Source organism: Bacteroides sp. NSJ-48 (assembly GCF_014287405.1).
In the GTDB taxonomy this organism is placed as follows: domain Bacteria; phylum Bacteroidota; class Bacteroidia; order Bacteroidales; family Bacteroidaceae; genus Bacteroides; species Bacteroides stercoris.
The window spans coordinates 1-15,177 of the sequence record NZ_JACOOD010000032.1 but is presented as its reverse complement, the minus strand read 5'-3'; the positions used below and the strand labels follow the sequence as shown (position 1 = coordinate 15,177).

The 15,177-nt window shown below is 48.7% G+C and carries 15 protein-coding genes and 1 tRNA gene; 10 read left to right on the top strand and 6 right to left on the bottom strand.

Features of this window, described 5'->3' with window-relative positions:
* Positions 1–4: 4 nt before the first annotated feature.
* Genes metG through H8S52_RS13975 form a run of 3 tightly spaced genes read left to right on the top strand, consistent with a single transcriptional unit; the run spans position 5 to position 4,495 of the window.
* The gene (gene metG, locus H8S52_RS13985) at positions 5–2,047 is read left to right on the top strand and encodes a methionine--tRNA ligase (RefSeq protein ID WP_005655552.1); all 2,043 of its coding nucleotides are present in this window, start codon (positions 5–7) and stop codon (positions 2,045–2,047) included.
* Between the two features lie 5 nt (positions 2,048–2,052).
* Positions 2,053–3,504, top strand: coding sequence for a lipopolysaccharide biosynthesis protein (locus H8S52_RS13980; RefSeq protein ID WP_186910047.1), 1,452 nt, complete (start codon positions 2,053–2,055; stop codon positions 3,502–3,504).
* On the top strand, positions 3,494–4,495 hold the full coding sequence (locus H8S52_RS13975; protein ID WP_186910046.1) for a glycosyltransferase: 1,002 nt from the start codon (positions 3,494–3,496) through the stop codon (positions 4,493–4,495). Before H8S52_RS13980 ends, H8S52_RS13975 begins: the two co-directional genes overlap by 11 nt.
* 41 nt (positions 4,496–4,536) lie before the next feature.
* On the opposite strand, the gene H8S52_RS13970 is transcribed toward H8S52_RS13975, so the two are convergent.
* From H8S52_RS13970 to H8S52_RS13950, 5 genes are all read right to left on the bottom strand, one after another.
* Positions 4,537–5,034 (bottom strand): HAD family hydrolase, encoded by a 498-nt coding sequence (locus H8S52_RS13970; protein WP_186910045.1) that lies wholly within the window; start codon positions 5,032–5,034, stop codon positions 4,537–4,539.
* Between the two features lie 38 nt (positions 5,035–5,072).
* Complete coding sequence (locus tag H8S52_RS13965; RefSeq protein ID WP_186910044.1) at positions 5,073–5,936, bottom strand: glycosyl transferase family 2; 864 nt, start codon at positions 5,934–5,936, stop codon at positions 5,073–5,075.
* The gene (locus tag H8S52_RS13960) at positions 5,933–6,976 is read right to left on the bottom strand and encodes an N-acetylneuraminate synthase family protein (protein WP_186910043.1); all 1,044 of its coding nucleotides are present in this window, start codon (positions 6,974–6,976) and stop codon (positions 5,933–5,935) included. Before H8S52_RS13960 ends, H8S52_RS13965 begins: the two co-directional genes overlap by 4 nt.
* Positions 6,977–7,191: 215 nt before the next feature.
* Complete coding sequence (locus H8S52_RS13955) at positions 7,192–7,944, bottom strand: cytidylyltransferase domain-containing protein (protein WP_186910042.1); 753 nt, start codon at positions 7,942–7,944, stop codon at positions 7,192–7,194.
* On the bottom strand, positions 7,941–8,792 hold the full coding sequence (locus H8S52_RS13950) for a hypothetical protein (RefSeq protein ID WP_186910041.1): 852 nt from the start codon (positions 8,790–8,792) through the stop codon (positions 7,941–7,943). The genes H8S52_RS13955 and H8S52_RS13950 overlap by 4 nt, the downstream gene beginning before the upstream one ends.
* Before the next feature lie 226 nt (positions 8,793–9,018).
* Here H8S52_RS13950 and H8S52_RS13945 point away from each other — a divergent pair, with 226 nt between their 5' ends.
* Together H8S52_RS13945 and H8S52_RS13940 are read left to right on the top strand one after the other, a co-directional pair.
* Positions 9,019–10,284 carry a glycosyltransferase family 4 protein gene (locus H8S52_RS13945; protein ID WP_186910040.1) on the top strand — a complete coding sequence of 422 codons (1,266 nt, stop codon included), beginning with the start codon at positions 9,019–9,021 and terminating at the stop codon, positions 10,282–10,284.
* Positions 10,277–11,023 carry a glycosyltransferase family 2 protein gene (locus H8S52_RS13940; RefSeq protein ID WP_186910039.1) on the top strand — a complete coding sequence of 249 codons (747 nt, stop codon included), beginning with the start codon at positions 10,277–10,279 and terminating at the stop codon, positions 11,021–11,023. Before H8S52_RS13945 ends, H8S52_RS13940 begins: the two co-directional genes overlap by 8 nt.
* A gap of 109 nt (positions 11,024–11,132) precedes the next feature.
* Here the strand turns inward: H8S52_RS13940 and H8S52_RS13935 are convergent, their stop codons facing one another.
* On the bottom strand, positions 11,133–11,831 hold the full coding sequence (locus tag H8S52_RS13935) for an NAD-dependent deacylase (RefSeq protein ID WP_005655568.1): 699 nt from the start codon (positions 11,829–11,831) through the stop codon (positions 11,133–11,135).
* A 196-nt stretch (positions 11,832–12,027) separates the two neighbouring features.
* On the opposite strand from H8S52_RS13935, the gene H8S52_RS13930 reads away from it, so the two are divergent.
* From H8S52_RS13930 to H8S52_RS13910, 5 genes are all read left to right on the top strand, one after another.
* Positions 12,028–12,621 (top strand): FKBP-type peptidyl-prolyl cis-trans isomerase, encoded by a 594-nt coding sequence (locus H8S52_RS13930; protein ID WP_005655571.1) that lies wholly within the window; start codon positions 12,028–12,030, stop codon positions 12,619–12,621.
* A 13-nt stretch (positions 12,622–12,634) separates the two neighbouring features.
* Positions 12,635–13,498, top strand: coding sequence for an FKBP-type peptidyl-prolyl cis-trans isomerase (locus H8S52_RS13925; protein ID WP_186910038.1), 864 nt, complete (start codon positions 12,635–12,637; stop codon positions 13,496–13,498).
* 241 nt (positions 13,499–13,739) lie between these two features.
* Complete coding sequence (locus H8S52_RS13920; protein ID WP_005655574.1) at positions 13,740–14,204, top strand: Lrp/AsnC family transcriptional regulator; 465 nt, start codon at positions 13,740–13,742, stop codon at positions 14,202–14,204.
* A gap of 97 nt (positions 14,205–14,301) precedes the next feature.
* Positions 14,302–14,613: a DUF4491 family protein gene (locus tag H8S52_RS13915; RefSeq protein ID WP_117954172.1), complete on the top strand. Its 312-nt coding sequence runs from the start codon at positions 14,302–14,304 to the stop codon at positions 14,611–14,613.
* Between the two features lie 91 nt (positions 14,614–14,704).
* Positions 14,705–14,778: transfer RNA gene (locus H8S52_RS13910), tRNA-Ile, on the top strand.
* The last annotated feature ends 399 nt before the right edge of the window (positions 14,779–15,177 follow it).

The window sequence follows — 15,177 nt, the reverse complement described above, 5'->3', positions numbered from 1 at the left end:
TACAATGGAAAAGAAATTCAAGCGTACCACCGTGACATCGGCGTTGCCCTATGCCAACGGTCCCGTTCATATCGGACACTTGGCAGGGGTGTATGTACCTGCCGACATCTACGTCCGCTACCTGAGACTGAAAAAAGAAGACGTGGTCTTTATCGGCGGCTCCGACGAACACGGAGTGCCCATCACCATCCGTGCCAAAAAAGAAGGGATTACACCGCAAGATGTAGTAGACCGCTATCATACGCTTATCAAGAAGTCTTTTGAGGAATTCGGCATTTCGTTTGACGTATACAGCCGTACTACTTCAAAAACGCATCACGATACAGCTTCCGAATTCTTCCGCAAACTGTACGATAAGGGAGAATTCATCGAAAAGACCAGCATGCAATACTACGACGAGGAAGCCAAGACTTTCCTTGCCGACCGCTACATCACCGGTGAATGCCCGCATTGCCACGCAGAGGGCGCTTACGGCGACCAATGTGAGAAATGCGGTACAAGCCTCAGCCCTACCGACCTGATTAATCCGAAAAGCGCCATCAGCGGCAGCCAGCCCGTAATGCGCGAAACCAAGCACTGGTATCTGCCCCTCGACAAACATGAAGCATGGTTGCGCCAGTGGATATTGGAAGACCATAAAGAATGGCGCCCCAACGTGTACGGCCAATGCAAGAGCTGGCTCGACATGGGCTTGCAGCCGCGTGCCGTGAGCCGCGACCTGGACTGGGGTATTCCCGTTCCGGTAGAAGGCGCCGAAGGTAAGGTGCTTTATGTATGGTTCGATGCTCCCATCGGTTATATCAGCAATACCAAAGAACTGCTGCCCGACTCTTGGGAGAAATGGTGGAAAGACCCTGAAACACGTCTGGTTCACTTCATCGGAAAAGACAACATCGTATTCCACTGCATCGTATTCCCCGCCATGCTGAAGGCGGAAGGCAGTTATATCCTGCCCGACAACGTGCCCAGCAACGAGTTCCTGAATCTGGAAGGAGACAAGATTTCCACTTCACGCAACTGGGCCGTATGGTTGCACGAGTATCTGGAAGACTTCCCCGGCAAGCAGGACGTGCTGCGCTATGTGCTCACTGCCAACGCTCCGGAAACAAAAGACAACGACTTCACTTGGAAAGACTTCCAGGCACGTAACAACAACGAGCTGGTAGCGGTATACGGCAACTTCGTAAACCGTGCCCTGCAACTCACCAAGAAATACTTCGACGGTGTAGTGCCCGCTGCCGGCGAACTGAACGACTACGACCGCGAAACACTGAAAGAGTTTGCCGATGTAAAAGAAGAAGTGGAGAAGCTGCTCGACGTATTCAAATTCCGCGATGCGCAGAAGGAAGCCATGAATCTGGCACGTATCGGTAATAAATATCTGGCAGATACCGAACCCTGGAAGCTTGCCAAAACAGACATGCCGCGTGTAGCCACCATCCTGAATATCTCCCTGCAACTGGTTGCCAACCTTGCCATCGCTTTCGAGCCGTTCCTGCCGTTCAGCAGCGAAAAGCTCCGCAAGATGCTGAACATGGACAGCTTCGACTGGGCAGAGCTCGGTCATACAGACCTGCTCCCCGCCGGACACCAACTGGCAACTCCCGAACTGCTGTTCGAGAAGATTGAGGATGATGTTATTCAGGCACAGGTAGACAAACTGCTCGCCACCAAGAAAGCAAACGAGGCAGCCGGCTACAAAGCCAATCCTGTCAAGCCCGTTATCTCATTCGAGGACTTCGAGAAACTGGATATCCGCGTAGGAACCGTATTGGAATGCGAAGCCGTACCCAAGATGAAGAAGCTGTTGAAGTTCAAGATAGCCGACGGACTGGAAAACCGTACTATCGTCAGCGGCATCGCCCAGCACTACCAACCGGAAGAGCTGGTAGGCAAGCAGGTACTGTTCATCGCCAACCTGGCTCCCCGCCAATTCAAGAACGGACTGGTGAGCGAAGGCATGATACTTTCTGCCGAAAACTATGACGGCTCACTGGCAGTAACCTCACTGTTGCGTGAAGTAAAGCCCGGCAGTGAAGTGAAATAAACCTTATGAGCGAGTCTTCACTGAAACAAAAAACAATAGGAGCATTGCTCTGGAACTTGCTGGACCGTATGGGCCAGCAAGTTCTGTTGTTTATTGTCGGTATCCTCGTAGCCAATATACTCTCCGTTGAAGACTATGCGCTGGTAGGGATGCTTGCCATTTTCAGCGCCATAGCCAATATCATACAAGATAGCGGATTCAGTGCCGCACTCATTCAGAAGAAAGAGACGACTGCAGAAGAGTTCAGTTCCGTCTTCTGGTTCAATCTGGGAATGAGTATCCTGCTGTATGGAGTGCTGATGGGCTGTTCCCCGCTGATAGCCCGCTTCTTTAACCAGCCCAGGCTGGTGGAACTGTCGGCTGTCATTTTTCTGGCACTTCCCATCAATGCGCTCACTATCATACAAAGCACCATACTGAACAAGCAAATCCGTTTCAAGCCGTTGACGCAAATAAACCTATACTCCATGACGGTTTCGGGCATAGCCTCGCTTGCCATGGCACTGACCGGCTGTGGAGTATGGACATTGGCCCTGCAACCGGTAATACTGGCAGGAGCGCGCGCCACCCTGCTATGGAGCCGCGAGAACTGGCGTCCGCAACGGACTTTCCGCTTCGCGGTCATACGGTCACTGTTCGGATTCGCTTCAAGCCTGTTATTGGCAAGCCTCATCAATACCTGCTTCCTGAATATCTATTCTGTTATCATCGGCAAACTGTTTCCGCAAAAACAACTGGGATATTATACGCAAGGAAACAAAATGTGCGATATGGGTGTCAGCCTGATTTACGGAAGTATACAGAATGCCACCTTCCCCATATTCAGTACCATCCAGAACGAACGGGAAAGGCTGATAAGGGCTTATCGCAAGACCATCCGTTTTACGGCATTCATCACACTCCCCATCATGGCAGGTCTGTTCGTTACGGCAGGTCCCGTTATCCGTTTGCTGCTGAAAGAGGAATGGTGGCCTTCCATTCCTTTCTTCCAACTGCTCTGCCTTGGCGGTTGCTTCACCATACTGACTGCCATCAACAATAATTTCATTAAAGTAAGCGGACGTTCGGACGGCATACTCAAAATAGAATATTACAAGATAGCCTTCACCGTGGCAGTAGTGCTGCTTACCTATCGGGAAGATGTGCTGACGATGGTAGCAGGTCTTGTAGTCACCCGCCTGCTGGTATACATTATCAATATGATTTACACCGCCCATTACACGGGATACCGCTTTTCCATGCAACTTATGGATTTACTGCCATATGCCGGACTCAGCATTCTGATGACCTTATTACTACTGCCCATTGGCGGATGGATAGAGAACCAGTTGCTACTGCTCGTCACACAAGCGGCAGCCGGCACGGTCATTTATATAGGTACGGCCTATATCACCAGTTCGAAGATACTGAAAGACTCGCTGGAATTAATACGAAAGAAAAAAGGACATGAACAATAATACCGGACTTAAAGTCAGCGTCCTGATGCTCACCTACAATCAGGAACGTTACATCAACGAGGCCATCCGCAGCGTAATGCTGCAAGAGACAAACTTCCCCTTTGAACTGGTCATAGGGAACGATGCCAGTACGGACTGTACGGGAACGATTTGCGAGGACTGGCAAAGGAAATATCCGGAACAAATCGTCCTATTCAACCGGAAGAAAAATCTGGGACTGCAACAGAACTTCATACAAACCTACGCCCGATGCCGGGGACAATATATCGCCATCTGCGAGGGCGATGACTTCTGGACAGACAAACGGAAACTGCAAATCCAGGCAGATTTTCTGGATACGCATCCCGACTACTCCACCTGTTTTCACCGGGTTATCAACTACTACGAAGACCGTGGAACCAAAAGCCTCAGCAATGGCGGGCAGAAGCAGGATACAGACATATCAGACCTTGCACGCAGCAATTACATCTCCAACGTATCCGCCTTGTTCCGCCGGGGCTTGTTTGGCGAACTGCCCGAATGGTTTGCCCGTGTCAGCACCTACGACTATGCCATACATTTGCTGAATGCACAATTCGGGAAGATACATTATATAAAGCGTCCGATGGCTGTCTACCGCCAACACGGAAAAGCAATCTGGAGTGAAGCCGGAACAGATCGGAAACTGGACATTGCACTCGTTGTCCGGGAGTTGCTAATGGATTATTTTAAAGAAAGGAGGAGTGACGTATACGACAATCTCCGGCAATCCCATGCGCAGATATGCCTGAACCTCATCCGCCATTACACCGGCAAAGGACAGCAAGAGCAAATAGAGAATACGGAAAAACGGCTTCTGCAATACCAACCGCAGTGGACTATGGAAGATGTGAAACGTATGGAATTGCCCCGCCCGCAATCAGCCACACAAAGGCTGGCAGGATTTGTCAAAGGCATGATGAAACGGGGAAGAGCCGCCGTTTCCAGAGTAATACCGTTACCGCATATCTGACACGTCCGGCGAAAACGACCCATCCACACGCAAAGAGGACATTACAGGAATTTCCCAACCGTCTTTTCCAGCACGCCGTTATCGCTCAGCAGCTTCTCCACAAACTCGCGAAAAGCTCCATAACCGCCATGTGCAGCCGTTACATACTTTACCTCCCGCTTCACATATTCGGGCGTATTGCTGGGAGAGGCGCTGTAACCCACCAGACGCAGTAGCGGCAAATCATTCAGGTCGTCACCGATAAAGGCAACCTCGCCCAACGAAATACCCAATTCGCGGCATAACTCCTCAGCCTGCGCCACTTTATCCTTGACCCCTAAATAACAATAGTCGATTTTCAACTTGTCGGCCCGCTTTTGCACGATTTGCGTATTCTCGCCGGTCATAATGGCGACGGGTATGCCCAGCTCGCGCAAAAAAATCACTCCCCAGCCATCTTTCACGGAAAAGCGTTTCATAACGTCCCCTTCGGCAGTATAATACATTCCGCCGTCGGTCCATACACCGTCAATATCGGTAATAACTAATTTCGGTAACATACCTGTTATTTCTTTTAAGATTAAGAATGTAAGAATATCTATTGCCTACGCTCGCCCAATTTACCGCGTTTTCCGTCACGATAACCGTCCCACAGAGCCTTCCATTTGGCTATCTTCTGCTTTTCATACAACAGCACAAAGACAATCCGTTTATATAGATGATAGCGTAAATGGGCTTTCAGGTTCAGGCTCTCAGGATAGAGTCTGTGAAGCACCATGCCATTGCGCACATTGTAATAAGTACGTGCCGGCGGATACTCGTTCGGAAAAACTTCCTTACCCAACAAGCGGTGTTTCTTCTTCTGATACCCTAAATCGTGCTGCAACAGGATATTTTTGAAACAAACCGTCCGTACTCCTTTACGCGCTGCACGCCAGCAGTACTCGCAGTCGATGCCCCATACAAACAACTCTTCCATAAAAACGCCCAGTTCTTCGAACAAGCCGACCGGATAAACAGTACCGGAAGTCATGGCGGAAGAGACCTCATCCACCCTGTCGGCAACGGGATAAAGCGGAGCCTGCTGAGACTTTATAAAATAATTGACGGAGAAAATAACCCGCTTTTCCTCCCCGTAACTCCGGATGGCAGCCGTATAATCCCGGAAAACTTCTGGCAGGAAGTAACTGTCCTGGTCCAGCGTCAGAAGATGCGTATATCCATGCTCGCGGGCGTAAGCCACGGCATCATTCAGCGCAGTGCCGATGCCTACATTCCGTCCACACCCTCTGTATTCCAGACGCTCCGGATGAGTGACGCCCGACAAGGGCAACTGTTCCTTTCCGCCTCCGGGCGTATTATCCCACAACAGCAATCTATCCACCTGCGGCAGATAACTGTTGATATTCCCGGCCAGATCCTTGCCGGGATGATAGAGAACAACGACAGCTAACAGTCTCATTCCTCAATCAATGACGGATAAATAATCTCGTTACGCGGTATCTCCTTCCGTACCCGACGGCCTACCACCTTATCTCGTTCCGCCCACTTAAAGCCGTCGCCCGGACTAAGCAGGTGAATATCCTCTTCCGTGATAATATCGCCGGGATGCAGCGCCTTGTTCGTAGCAATGGAACGTTCCAGCTTCACCTTGGCGGCAGAGACGGCAGGGTCGATATACAGTTCCTCCCTGCCCAGCCAATGCTCGGCGATGCGGATATCACGAATCATGCGGTTCACACCGTCCGGTCCCAAAGAACCTTGCTGGTCCGTTCCCTTCATGCGGCGGTCAATGGTGACGTGTTTCTCTATAATCTCCGCACCCATTCCTACGGCAACCACAGGAGCGGCAATGCCAATGGTGTGGTCGGAAAAGCCGATATGGTATTGTCCGTAATGCCGTTTCAGATAAGTTATCGTTTTCAGGTTCAGGTTATCGGGCTGAGTGGGATACTGCGATACGCAATGCAGTATGGATATATCGTTGTGATAACGGGTGATAACCTCCAGAGCATCGTCCAGTTCCTTCTTGCCTGCCATACCGGTGGAAAGGATGATAGGAATCCTGGTTTCGGCCATCACTTCCAGCAGCGGCAGGTTGGTAAGGTCTCGGCTCGCCACCTTGAGGCGGTCGGGCGTAAAGAGCTTCAACAAAGACATGCAGCCTTTTGAGCACAGTGTTTCCACGAAGTCTAGGCCCAATAACTTGGCATGCTTGTAAACTTCAAAATGCTCCTCATCCGTCAGTTCCAGATAAGCGCGGTGCTCGCCATAGGTGCGTCCGAAAGAGTGGGGAGAGTCGTACGGACGGTTCATCTGCGAATCGGTCAACTCTTCATTCAAATCCCGCTTGGTCATCTTTACCGCGTCCATAGGACGGAGTTCCAGATTAAAGACTTCTTCGCGTACGGGACGTGACACCAGGTCGACAATCAACTTGGCTATATCGACGGAGCCGTTGTGGTTCTGTCCTATTTCTCCGATAATGTATGTACTCTTCATTCGGCAACTGTTATTTTTATTTACTATCATCAAATCTATCTTCCTTCCCTGCCACAATACACTGTAGAAAGGGAGACAATGAGTCAGGGAGTCATCCCCTTTCAGTCAGTGGCTGAATGGAGTTCGGCCAGCAACTGTTACCGGCCTCTTCCCGGCAGTATAATCTTTTTTCCTTTTACAAGAAGTCTCCCCGCGATAAAGCCGGAGCTTATTTCTTACTTCTCGTTTTTCGCTATATTTGCCAGCATCTTGGCCCTATACTCCGGATGTGCCTCCACCAACCGGAGCAGTGCATGGATGCTATGGTCGGTCTGCTCGCAGAAAGCGGCATAAAGCTCTTGCAGCAGTGTGAAATCCTCCATTGTATCGAGCGTAAAGCGAAGGTCCAACCGCCCTTCCAGCTCATTGGGCAACGGAAGCAGGCGAACGCTGAACGCTTCGGGATGTGTATAGAGATAAATCGTAACGTGCTCTATGTACAGTTTTTCCTGTGTAGCGGCGGCTGCACGGCGCAGGGCATCGGCAGTCGTCAGCTCGGCAAACAAGCCCAAATGAGATTTGATAGTGGGACGGCCGTCTGCAAAGCCGTAAGCGATATAATCTGCCGGGCGGGCATCGTGCTCCTCGAAGAAAGCCCGGAAGCTGTCGGGACGCAGGAAAGGATTGTCCGAACAGACACGGATAAAGCGGTCAAGGTTGAATGTTGCGGCAGCCCGGATAAAGCGGTCGAGCACATTGTCCTCATCTCCCCGATAGCAACAGATACCTGCTTCGCGGGCAACCTCTGCCAGTATATCATCCTGCGGACGGTCGGTAGTGGCAAGCACAATCGTCTTACCGGCGCAGGCCTGCTTGATATTTCCGATTAAAATGTCGATAATGCGCTGCCCGCCATAAAAAGGGAGCAGTATCTTATTATGCAACCGGGTAGAACCGGTACGTGCCTGAATGATGATTCCGTCTTTCATACTTTCATTCGTTTAAAAGCGTCTATATAACTGCCCGGCGTAACGTTGATCACTTCCTTGCCCAACCGGCGCGCATAGGCTTCGAGCACGAAGTAGGACTTAAAGGCCACATACATGTGGTAAAGTATTGTATAAAGCCGTGCGCTATGCAGATTCTCCTGCGTCACCGTTGCCGCCTGCGACTTATTCTGGTCATAGAAATGTTTTTGGTGCATCAGTACCACGTTGTCGTCCGTCACTGTGATTTCCGGCAACCAGGAGTGGTCGGCTCCAGCCAGATATATCTTCTTGAAAGGCAAACGCAAGCCTATGGCGATAGAGGGTATCAGTACATTGTGCGGACGCGGCACTCCCCACCCTTTCCCGAAAATCCAATTGCAGAAGCCTTGAAAACCTTCAATCGGAGTAGTGTTATAAATACAGAGGCGGATATTCCGGTTGCCCGCCAGCATAGGCTGCCACTCCTTATTCTTCAAAGCACGGGCGGGAATAAACAGGTTCATCGGCCAAGCGGTTTTTTCGGCAAGTGTCCGGAACAATTGCACCCGCTTCTCGGGAACAATCCAAAACAGAGGGTCGGCTATCAGATATATCTCCGGGCGGAGCTGCTCAAACATGGGAGAAGTGACGCAGAAATTCACCGCCAGCAACGTCTTGCCTTGTACAAAGTCCGGAGCTTCCCGAACCGTACGGTTCAATGAAGGGCCGTTGGCAAGTATCAACAGCTCTTCCGGATTACTGAACGACGACGGCAGGTGCGTACGCCATTTGGATTGTAACAGAATCTTCACCACACTCAGGAAAGTCTGCCACAGTTGCTCCAGCTTTTTCATTCCTTTATCTCCCATATTCACATTTATTTTCTACCGATGAACCATAGGTTTCTTCCGGCAAAAAACTCGTTTTCCACGACGTTCAATCCGTTGCTCAGCGCAACATCTCCACTGCTCCCGGCATTACGAGCTTTTAACCTCGGCAAAGATAGGGAGTTTAGCGGTTACAGACTAAAAAAATAAAAGATTTATAGAGCAGAAAGCGGCAAAAGCAGTACTTTTGTCCAAACATTCCGCAAAAATGAGAGTACTATTAATCAATACATCCGAACGCATCGGCGGGGCAGCCGTAGCGGCCAGCAGACTGATGGAGTCGCTCAAGAACAACGGCATCAAGGCCAAACTTCTGGTACGCGACAAGCAGACCGACCAAATCACCGTGGTTTCATTAAACTACAACTGGCGCATGATATGGAAATTCGTCTGGGAGCGTATCGTCATATGGAAAGCCAACCGCTTCAAAAAGGAGAATATCTTTGCCGTGGACATCGCCAATACAGGTACGGACATTACTTCTCTTCCGGAGTTCCAGCAGGCGGATGTCATTCATCTCCACTGGATAAACCAGGGAATGTTATCTTTGAAGAATATCGAGAAAATCCTTGCATCGGGCAAACCTGTGGTATGGACCATGCACGACATGTGGCCGTGTACCGGCATCTGCCACCATGCCCGCGAGTGCACCCGCTATCAGCAGGAGTGTGGCAACTGTCCTTTCATCCACGGCAACGGCAGCAGAAAAGACCTCTCCTACCGGACCTTCCGCAAGAAGCAGGAGTTGTATCAGGGACGGCACATCAATTTCGTAACATGCAGCCACTGGCTGGAAGGACTGGCCAAGAAAAGCGCCCTGCTCGCCGGACACACGATTACCTGCATCCCCAACCCTATCAATACCAACCTGTTTAAGCCGCATAACAAGCAAGAAGCACGCAGCAGATGCCAACTGCCGCAGGACGCCAGACTCGTACTGTTCGGCTCGGTAAAGATAACGGACAAACGGAAAGGTATAGACTATCTGGTAAAATCGTGTGAACTGCTGGCGGAAAAACACCCCGAACTGAAAACGGAGCTCGGTGTCGTCGTTTTCGGCAAAGAGTCGCAGCAACTGGCCAACCTGCTGCCTTTCAAGGTCTACCCGCTGGACTTTGTAAGCAACGAGCACCAGTTGGTAAACATATACAATGCGGTAGACCTCTTCGTCACCCCTTCGCTGGAAGAGAACCTGCCCAACATGATTATGGAAGCCATGGCATGCGGCATTCCCTGCGTCGGCTTCAACGTGGGCGGCATTCCCGAAATGATAGACCACCTGCACAACGGATACGTGGCGCAATACAAGTCTTCCGAGGATTTTGCCAACGGCATCTACTGGACACTGACCGACCCGGATTATCCCAGCCTCGCCGAGCAGGCCTACCGGAAAGCCGTCACCCACTATTCGGAAAGCGCTATCGCCAAGAAATATATCGACCTGTACAATAAAGTCACCGGAAGAAATGCATAACCATCCCACCCCCAAGTTCAGCGTCATTACCGTGACCTACAATGCCGAGACGGTATTGGAAGATACCATCCAGAGCGTTATCTCGCAAACCTACCGCCACGTAGAGTATATCATTGTGGACGGAGCGTCGAAGGATAAGACACTCTCCATCATAGACCGTTACAAGGATCACATCGCAAAGGTAACAAGCGAACCCGATAAAGGCCTGTACGATGCCATGAACAAAGGCATCCGGCTGGCTACGGGCGATTATCTGTGCTTCCTCAATGCAGGCGACAGCTTTCACGAAGACGATACGTTGCAGCAAATGGTGCATACGTTGCCGGGAAGCGAGCTGCCCGATGTGATGTACGGCGAAACGGCTCTGGTAGACAAAGAAGGGCATTTCGTACGCATGCGCCGCCTTTCCGCCCCGAAGATGCTGACGTGGAAAAGCTTCAGACAAGGCATGCTCGTCTGCCACCAGGCCTTCTTTGCCAAACGCACTTTAGTAGAGCCATATAACCTGAAGTACCGCTTCTCTGCCGACTTTGACTGGTGCATCCGCATCATGAAAAAGGCGCACACGCTGCACAATACCCGCCTTACGATAATAGACTATCTGGACGAGGGAATGACTACCCGGAACAGGAAAGCCTCGCTTAAAGAACGTTTCCGCATTATGGCGCAATATTACGGTCTGATAAGTACGGCAGCCTATCATGCCTGGTTCGTACTGAGGGCGGTACTGAAAAAATAATCCGTACAGCTTGAAAATTGTATGTGCCACTTCATTGGCAATCTTGTGCCAGTATATAGGCATAAGCGTGCCATTAAAGTGGCACATACATAGACTGTGAACGGCACGCCTAAGGTTTAAGCAACGAGCGCAACTCCTGCACGCCTTCCGATGCTCCTTTTTGAATTACATGTATCTGCCGCATGGAATGTACATCCACCGGCTTAGGGTCTATCAGGTACACTTCGGCATCGCGAGGCACATAGTTGAGCAATCCGGCAGCCGGATATACATTCATCGAAGTACCGATAATGACGAATATATCCGCTTTCTCCACATAATCCACAGCCGTTTCAATCTCAGGAACCGACTCGCCGAACCAAACGATAAACGGACGAAGCTGAGTACCGTCGCCGGCTTTATCTCCCAACTTCACTTCGTACTCATCCGGTTTCAGTTCCTTTATGTAGTGCGGATTATAAGGGTCGCGGCTGGAACAGACCTTTGTCAGCTCGCCATGCAGATGAATCACGCGTTTGCTCCCGGCACGCTCGTGCAGATTATCAACATTCTGCGTAACGACCGTTACATTGAAGTCCTTTTCCAACTCTGCAAGCCCGATGTGTCCGGCATTCGGCTTTACATCCAGCAATTGCTTGCGACGCTCGTTATAAAAGTTGATAACCAACTCCGGATTACGGGCATAGCCTTCGGGAGTCGCCACCTGTTCCACCGGATATTTATCCCACAGTCCGCCCGCATCGCGAAAAGTACTGATACCACTCTCGGCGCTCATACCTGCACCGGACAAAACAACCAAGTTCTTCATCTTTATATCTCCTTAAAGTTCATATAGTCATACAAATGTATGAATAATACCCCAAAAGAGGGAAGTTATTTTCACTTACTAAGATTTTTTAATCTGAAAAAAACAAAATCATTCAAATAAAAGACGTATTTTTGCCATTCATTAATTTGCAATAGGCTGGAAAAGAAATGATTTCAGCCGCCAACAAAAACATTTTATGGATAAATTCAGTTATGCTATCGGCCTTGGAATAGGTCAGAATCTTTTAAGTATGGGTGCTAAAGGCATCGCAGTAGATGACTTTGCACAAGCAATCAAAGATGTCTTGGAAGGCAACCAGACGGCTATCAGCCATACGGAAGCCCGCGAAATAGTAAATAAGTACTTCGAAGAACTGGAACAGAAAATGAATGCCGCCAATATCGAGGCCGGCAAGAAGTTCCTTGAAGAAAACAAAAAACGCCCGGGAGTGGTTACGCTGCCCAGCGGGCTCCAGTACGAAGTTATCAACGAAGGCAACACAGGCACTTATGCCAAAGCTACCGACCAGGTACAATGCCACTACGAAGGTACGCTGATTGACGGAACACTGTTCGACAGCTCCATCAAGCGCGGCCAGCCTGCCACATTCGGCGTCAGCCAGGTAATCCCGGGTTGGGTGGAAGCCCTGCAACTGATGCCCGAAGGCGCCAAATGGAAACTCTACATCCCCAGCGAGCTGGCTTACGGCGCCCAGGGAGCAGGTGAGATGATTCCACCGCACAGTACACTCATTTTTGAAGTGGAACTACTTAAAGTATTAAACAAATAATTTTAAAAGCAAAATGAAAAAAGTAACATTTATCATGGCTCTTGCAGCAGCTGCCGGTTTGGCATCCTGTACTGCACAAAGCCCGAAAGCGAACCTCAAAACAGACGTTGACTCATTATCTTACGCCATCGGTATGGCACGTACCGAAGGCCTGGATCAATATCTCGCACAGCAGGGTATCGATTCTACTCAAATGACAGACTTCCTGAAAGGTTTCAACGAAGGTGCAAGCAAAATCGACAAGAAAGACGTTGCTTACATGGCAGGTCTGCAAATCGGACAGATGGTAAGCAAGCAATGGGTAGAAAGCTTCAACCAACAGATTTTCGGTGGAGACTCTACACAAACCATCAGCCGTGAAAACCTGTTGGCAGGTTTCGTTGCCGGAGTTGTAGGCAAAGGCATCATGACCAAAGAAGAAGCTCAGACTTTCATGCAGACCCAGATGGATGCAGTAAAGGCTAAAGCCATGGAAAAGAAATACGCCGACAACAAAGCTGCCGGTGAAAAATTCCTTACTGAAAACAAGACCAAAGAAGGTGTTGTAACCACTCCGAGCGGTCTGCAATATAAAATTATCACCAAAGGAACCGGTGAAATCCCCGCTGATAGCAGCAAAGTAAAAGTAAACTACAAAGGTACGCTGATTGACGGAACCGAATTCGACAGCTCTTACAAGCGTAAAGAACCTGCTACGTTCCGTGCCAACCAAGTTATCAAAGGCTGGACAGAAGCCCTCACTATGATGCCTGTAGGTTCTAAGTGGGAACTTTACATCCCGCAAGAACTGGCTTACGGCGCAAGAGAAACCGGCGGTCCAATCAAACCGTTCTCTACTCTGATTTTTGAAGTGGAACTGGTAGGTATCGAAAAATAAAACGATCATGCCATAAAAGCGATAGGGCGGTGAAGCGACGATACTTCACCGCCCTATTCCATTATCCCCCTACCACTTTATCACCTTGCCATCCATTATCACTTTATCACCTTATTACCCTATCACTTTATCGTATTATCACTTTTATTCTTTTTTTCGCTCCATTCTATAGATAAATTAAAATAAAGTCCTATATTTGCTTACTATTTGATAAGAACAAGAACTTTACTTATTTACTATTATGGAAAAAATAGACAATCTTGACCGGCAGATTCTGGAAATCATTTCCCAAAATGCCCGTATTCCTTTTAAGGATGTAGCTGCTGAATGTGGTGTATCACGTGCCGCCATTCACCAACGCGTACAGCGCTTGATTGATTTGGGCGTTATTGTCGGATCCGGCTACCATGTAAACCCTAAGTCTTTGGGCTACAGGACTTGTACTTATGTAGGAATCAAACTGGAAAAAGGCTCCATGTACAAGGCTGTTGTTACCGAGATGCAAAAGATTCCCGAAATCGTGGAATGTCATTTTACCACCGGTCCGTACACCATGCTGACCAAAGTGTATGCGCGTGACAACGAACACCTAATGGACTTGCTGAATAACAAGATGCAGGAAATCCCCGGCGTCACTGCAACAGAAACATTAATTTCACTGGAACAAAGCATCAAGAAAGAAATTCCTATTTGCCCGGAAAAGTAAGATAAATAAAACAATGGGGTTGTGCCGAAACAAAAAACACTTATTATTTGTTTTGACATAACCCCATGATTTCATCACCTTATCACTTTATATAAATATGGATTTCTTAAACGAATATCACCTGTCAGGACTTGTAATCGGTATCTGTACTTTCCTTATCATAGGCATCTTCCACCCCATAGTAGTAAAAGCCGAATATTATTGGGGAACTAAATGCTGGTGGATTTTCCTATTGTTGGGAATCGGCGGTACCATTGCTTCACTGTGTACCGATAATATTTTGGTAGCCTCGCTGCTAGGCGTATTCGCCTTCTCCTCATTTTGGACCATCAAAGAAGTATTTGAACAAGAAGAGCGGGTAAAAAAAGGGTGGTTTCCCAAGAATCCTAAACGAACATATAAATTCTAAACAAAAAGCATTCGCATTTTTATCTGAAACGCTTGCATATTTCAAGAGAAAATACTACTTTTGTCCCCGCTATCCGATATAAGGATACACCGGACTTGTAGCTCAGTTGGTTAGAGCAACAGACTCATAATCTGGAGGTCCCTGGTTCAAGCCCAGGCTGGTCCACGAAGAAAATCAAGCACTTACAGAGTTTCTGTAGGTGCTTTTTCTTTTACTGGTGACCTTCAGGTGACCTTTTTAAAGCGAAACTTTATAAAAGTGACCTTCTGAAATTTCATTGGATTGCAGAGAATTTTTATAGATTTTTATCCTACTGTGGACTTGATATTGCGAAACATGATGCACACTTCAAATTGAAAACAGGATTTTCCATTAAGTATATTTGTAAGCCGTTGGAAACAAAGAATAAGCCAATTGGTAGGCTAATATAGGGACATTCATTAAATAGGGACATTCATTAAATAGTATAAAATTAGCCAACTAATTCATACACAAAGTATTGCGAATTAGTTGGCTTTTTTGTATCTTTAGGTATTCCCCCGCAAATAAGGTTTAGCAGCCAAA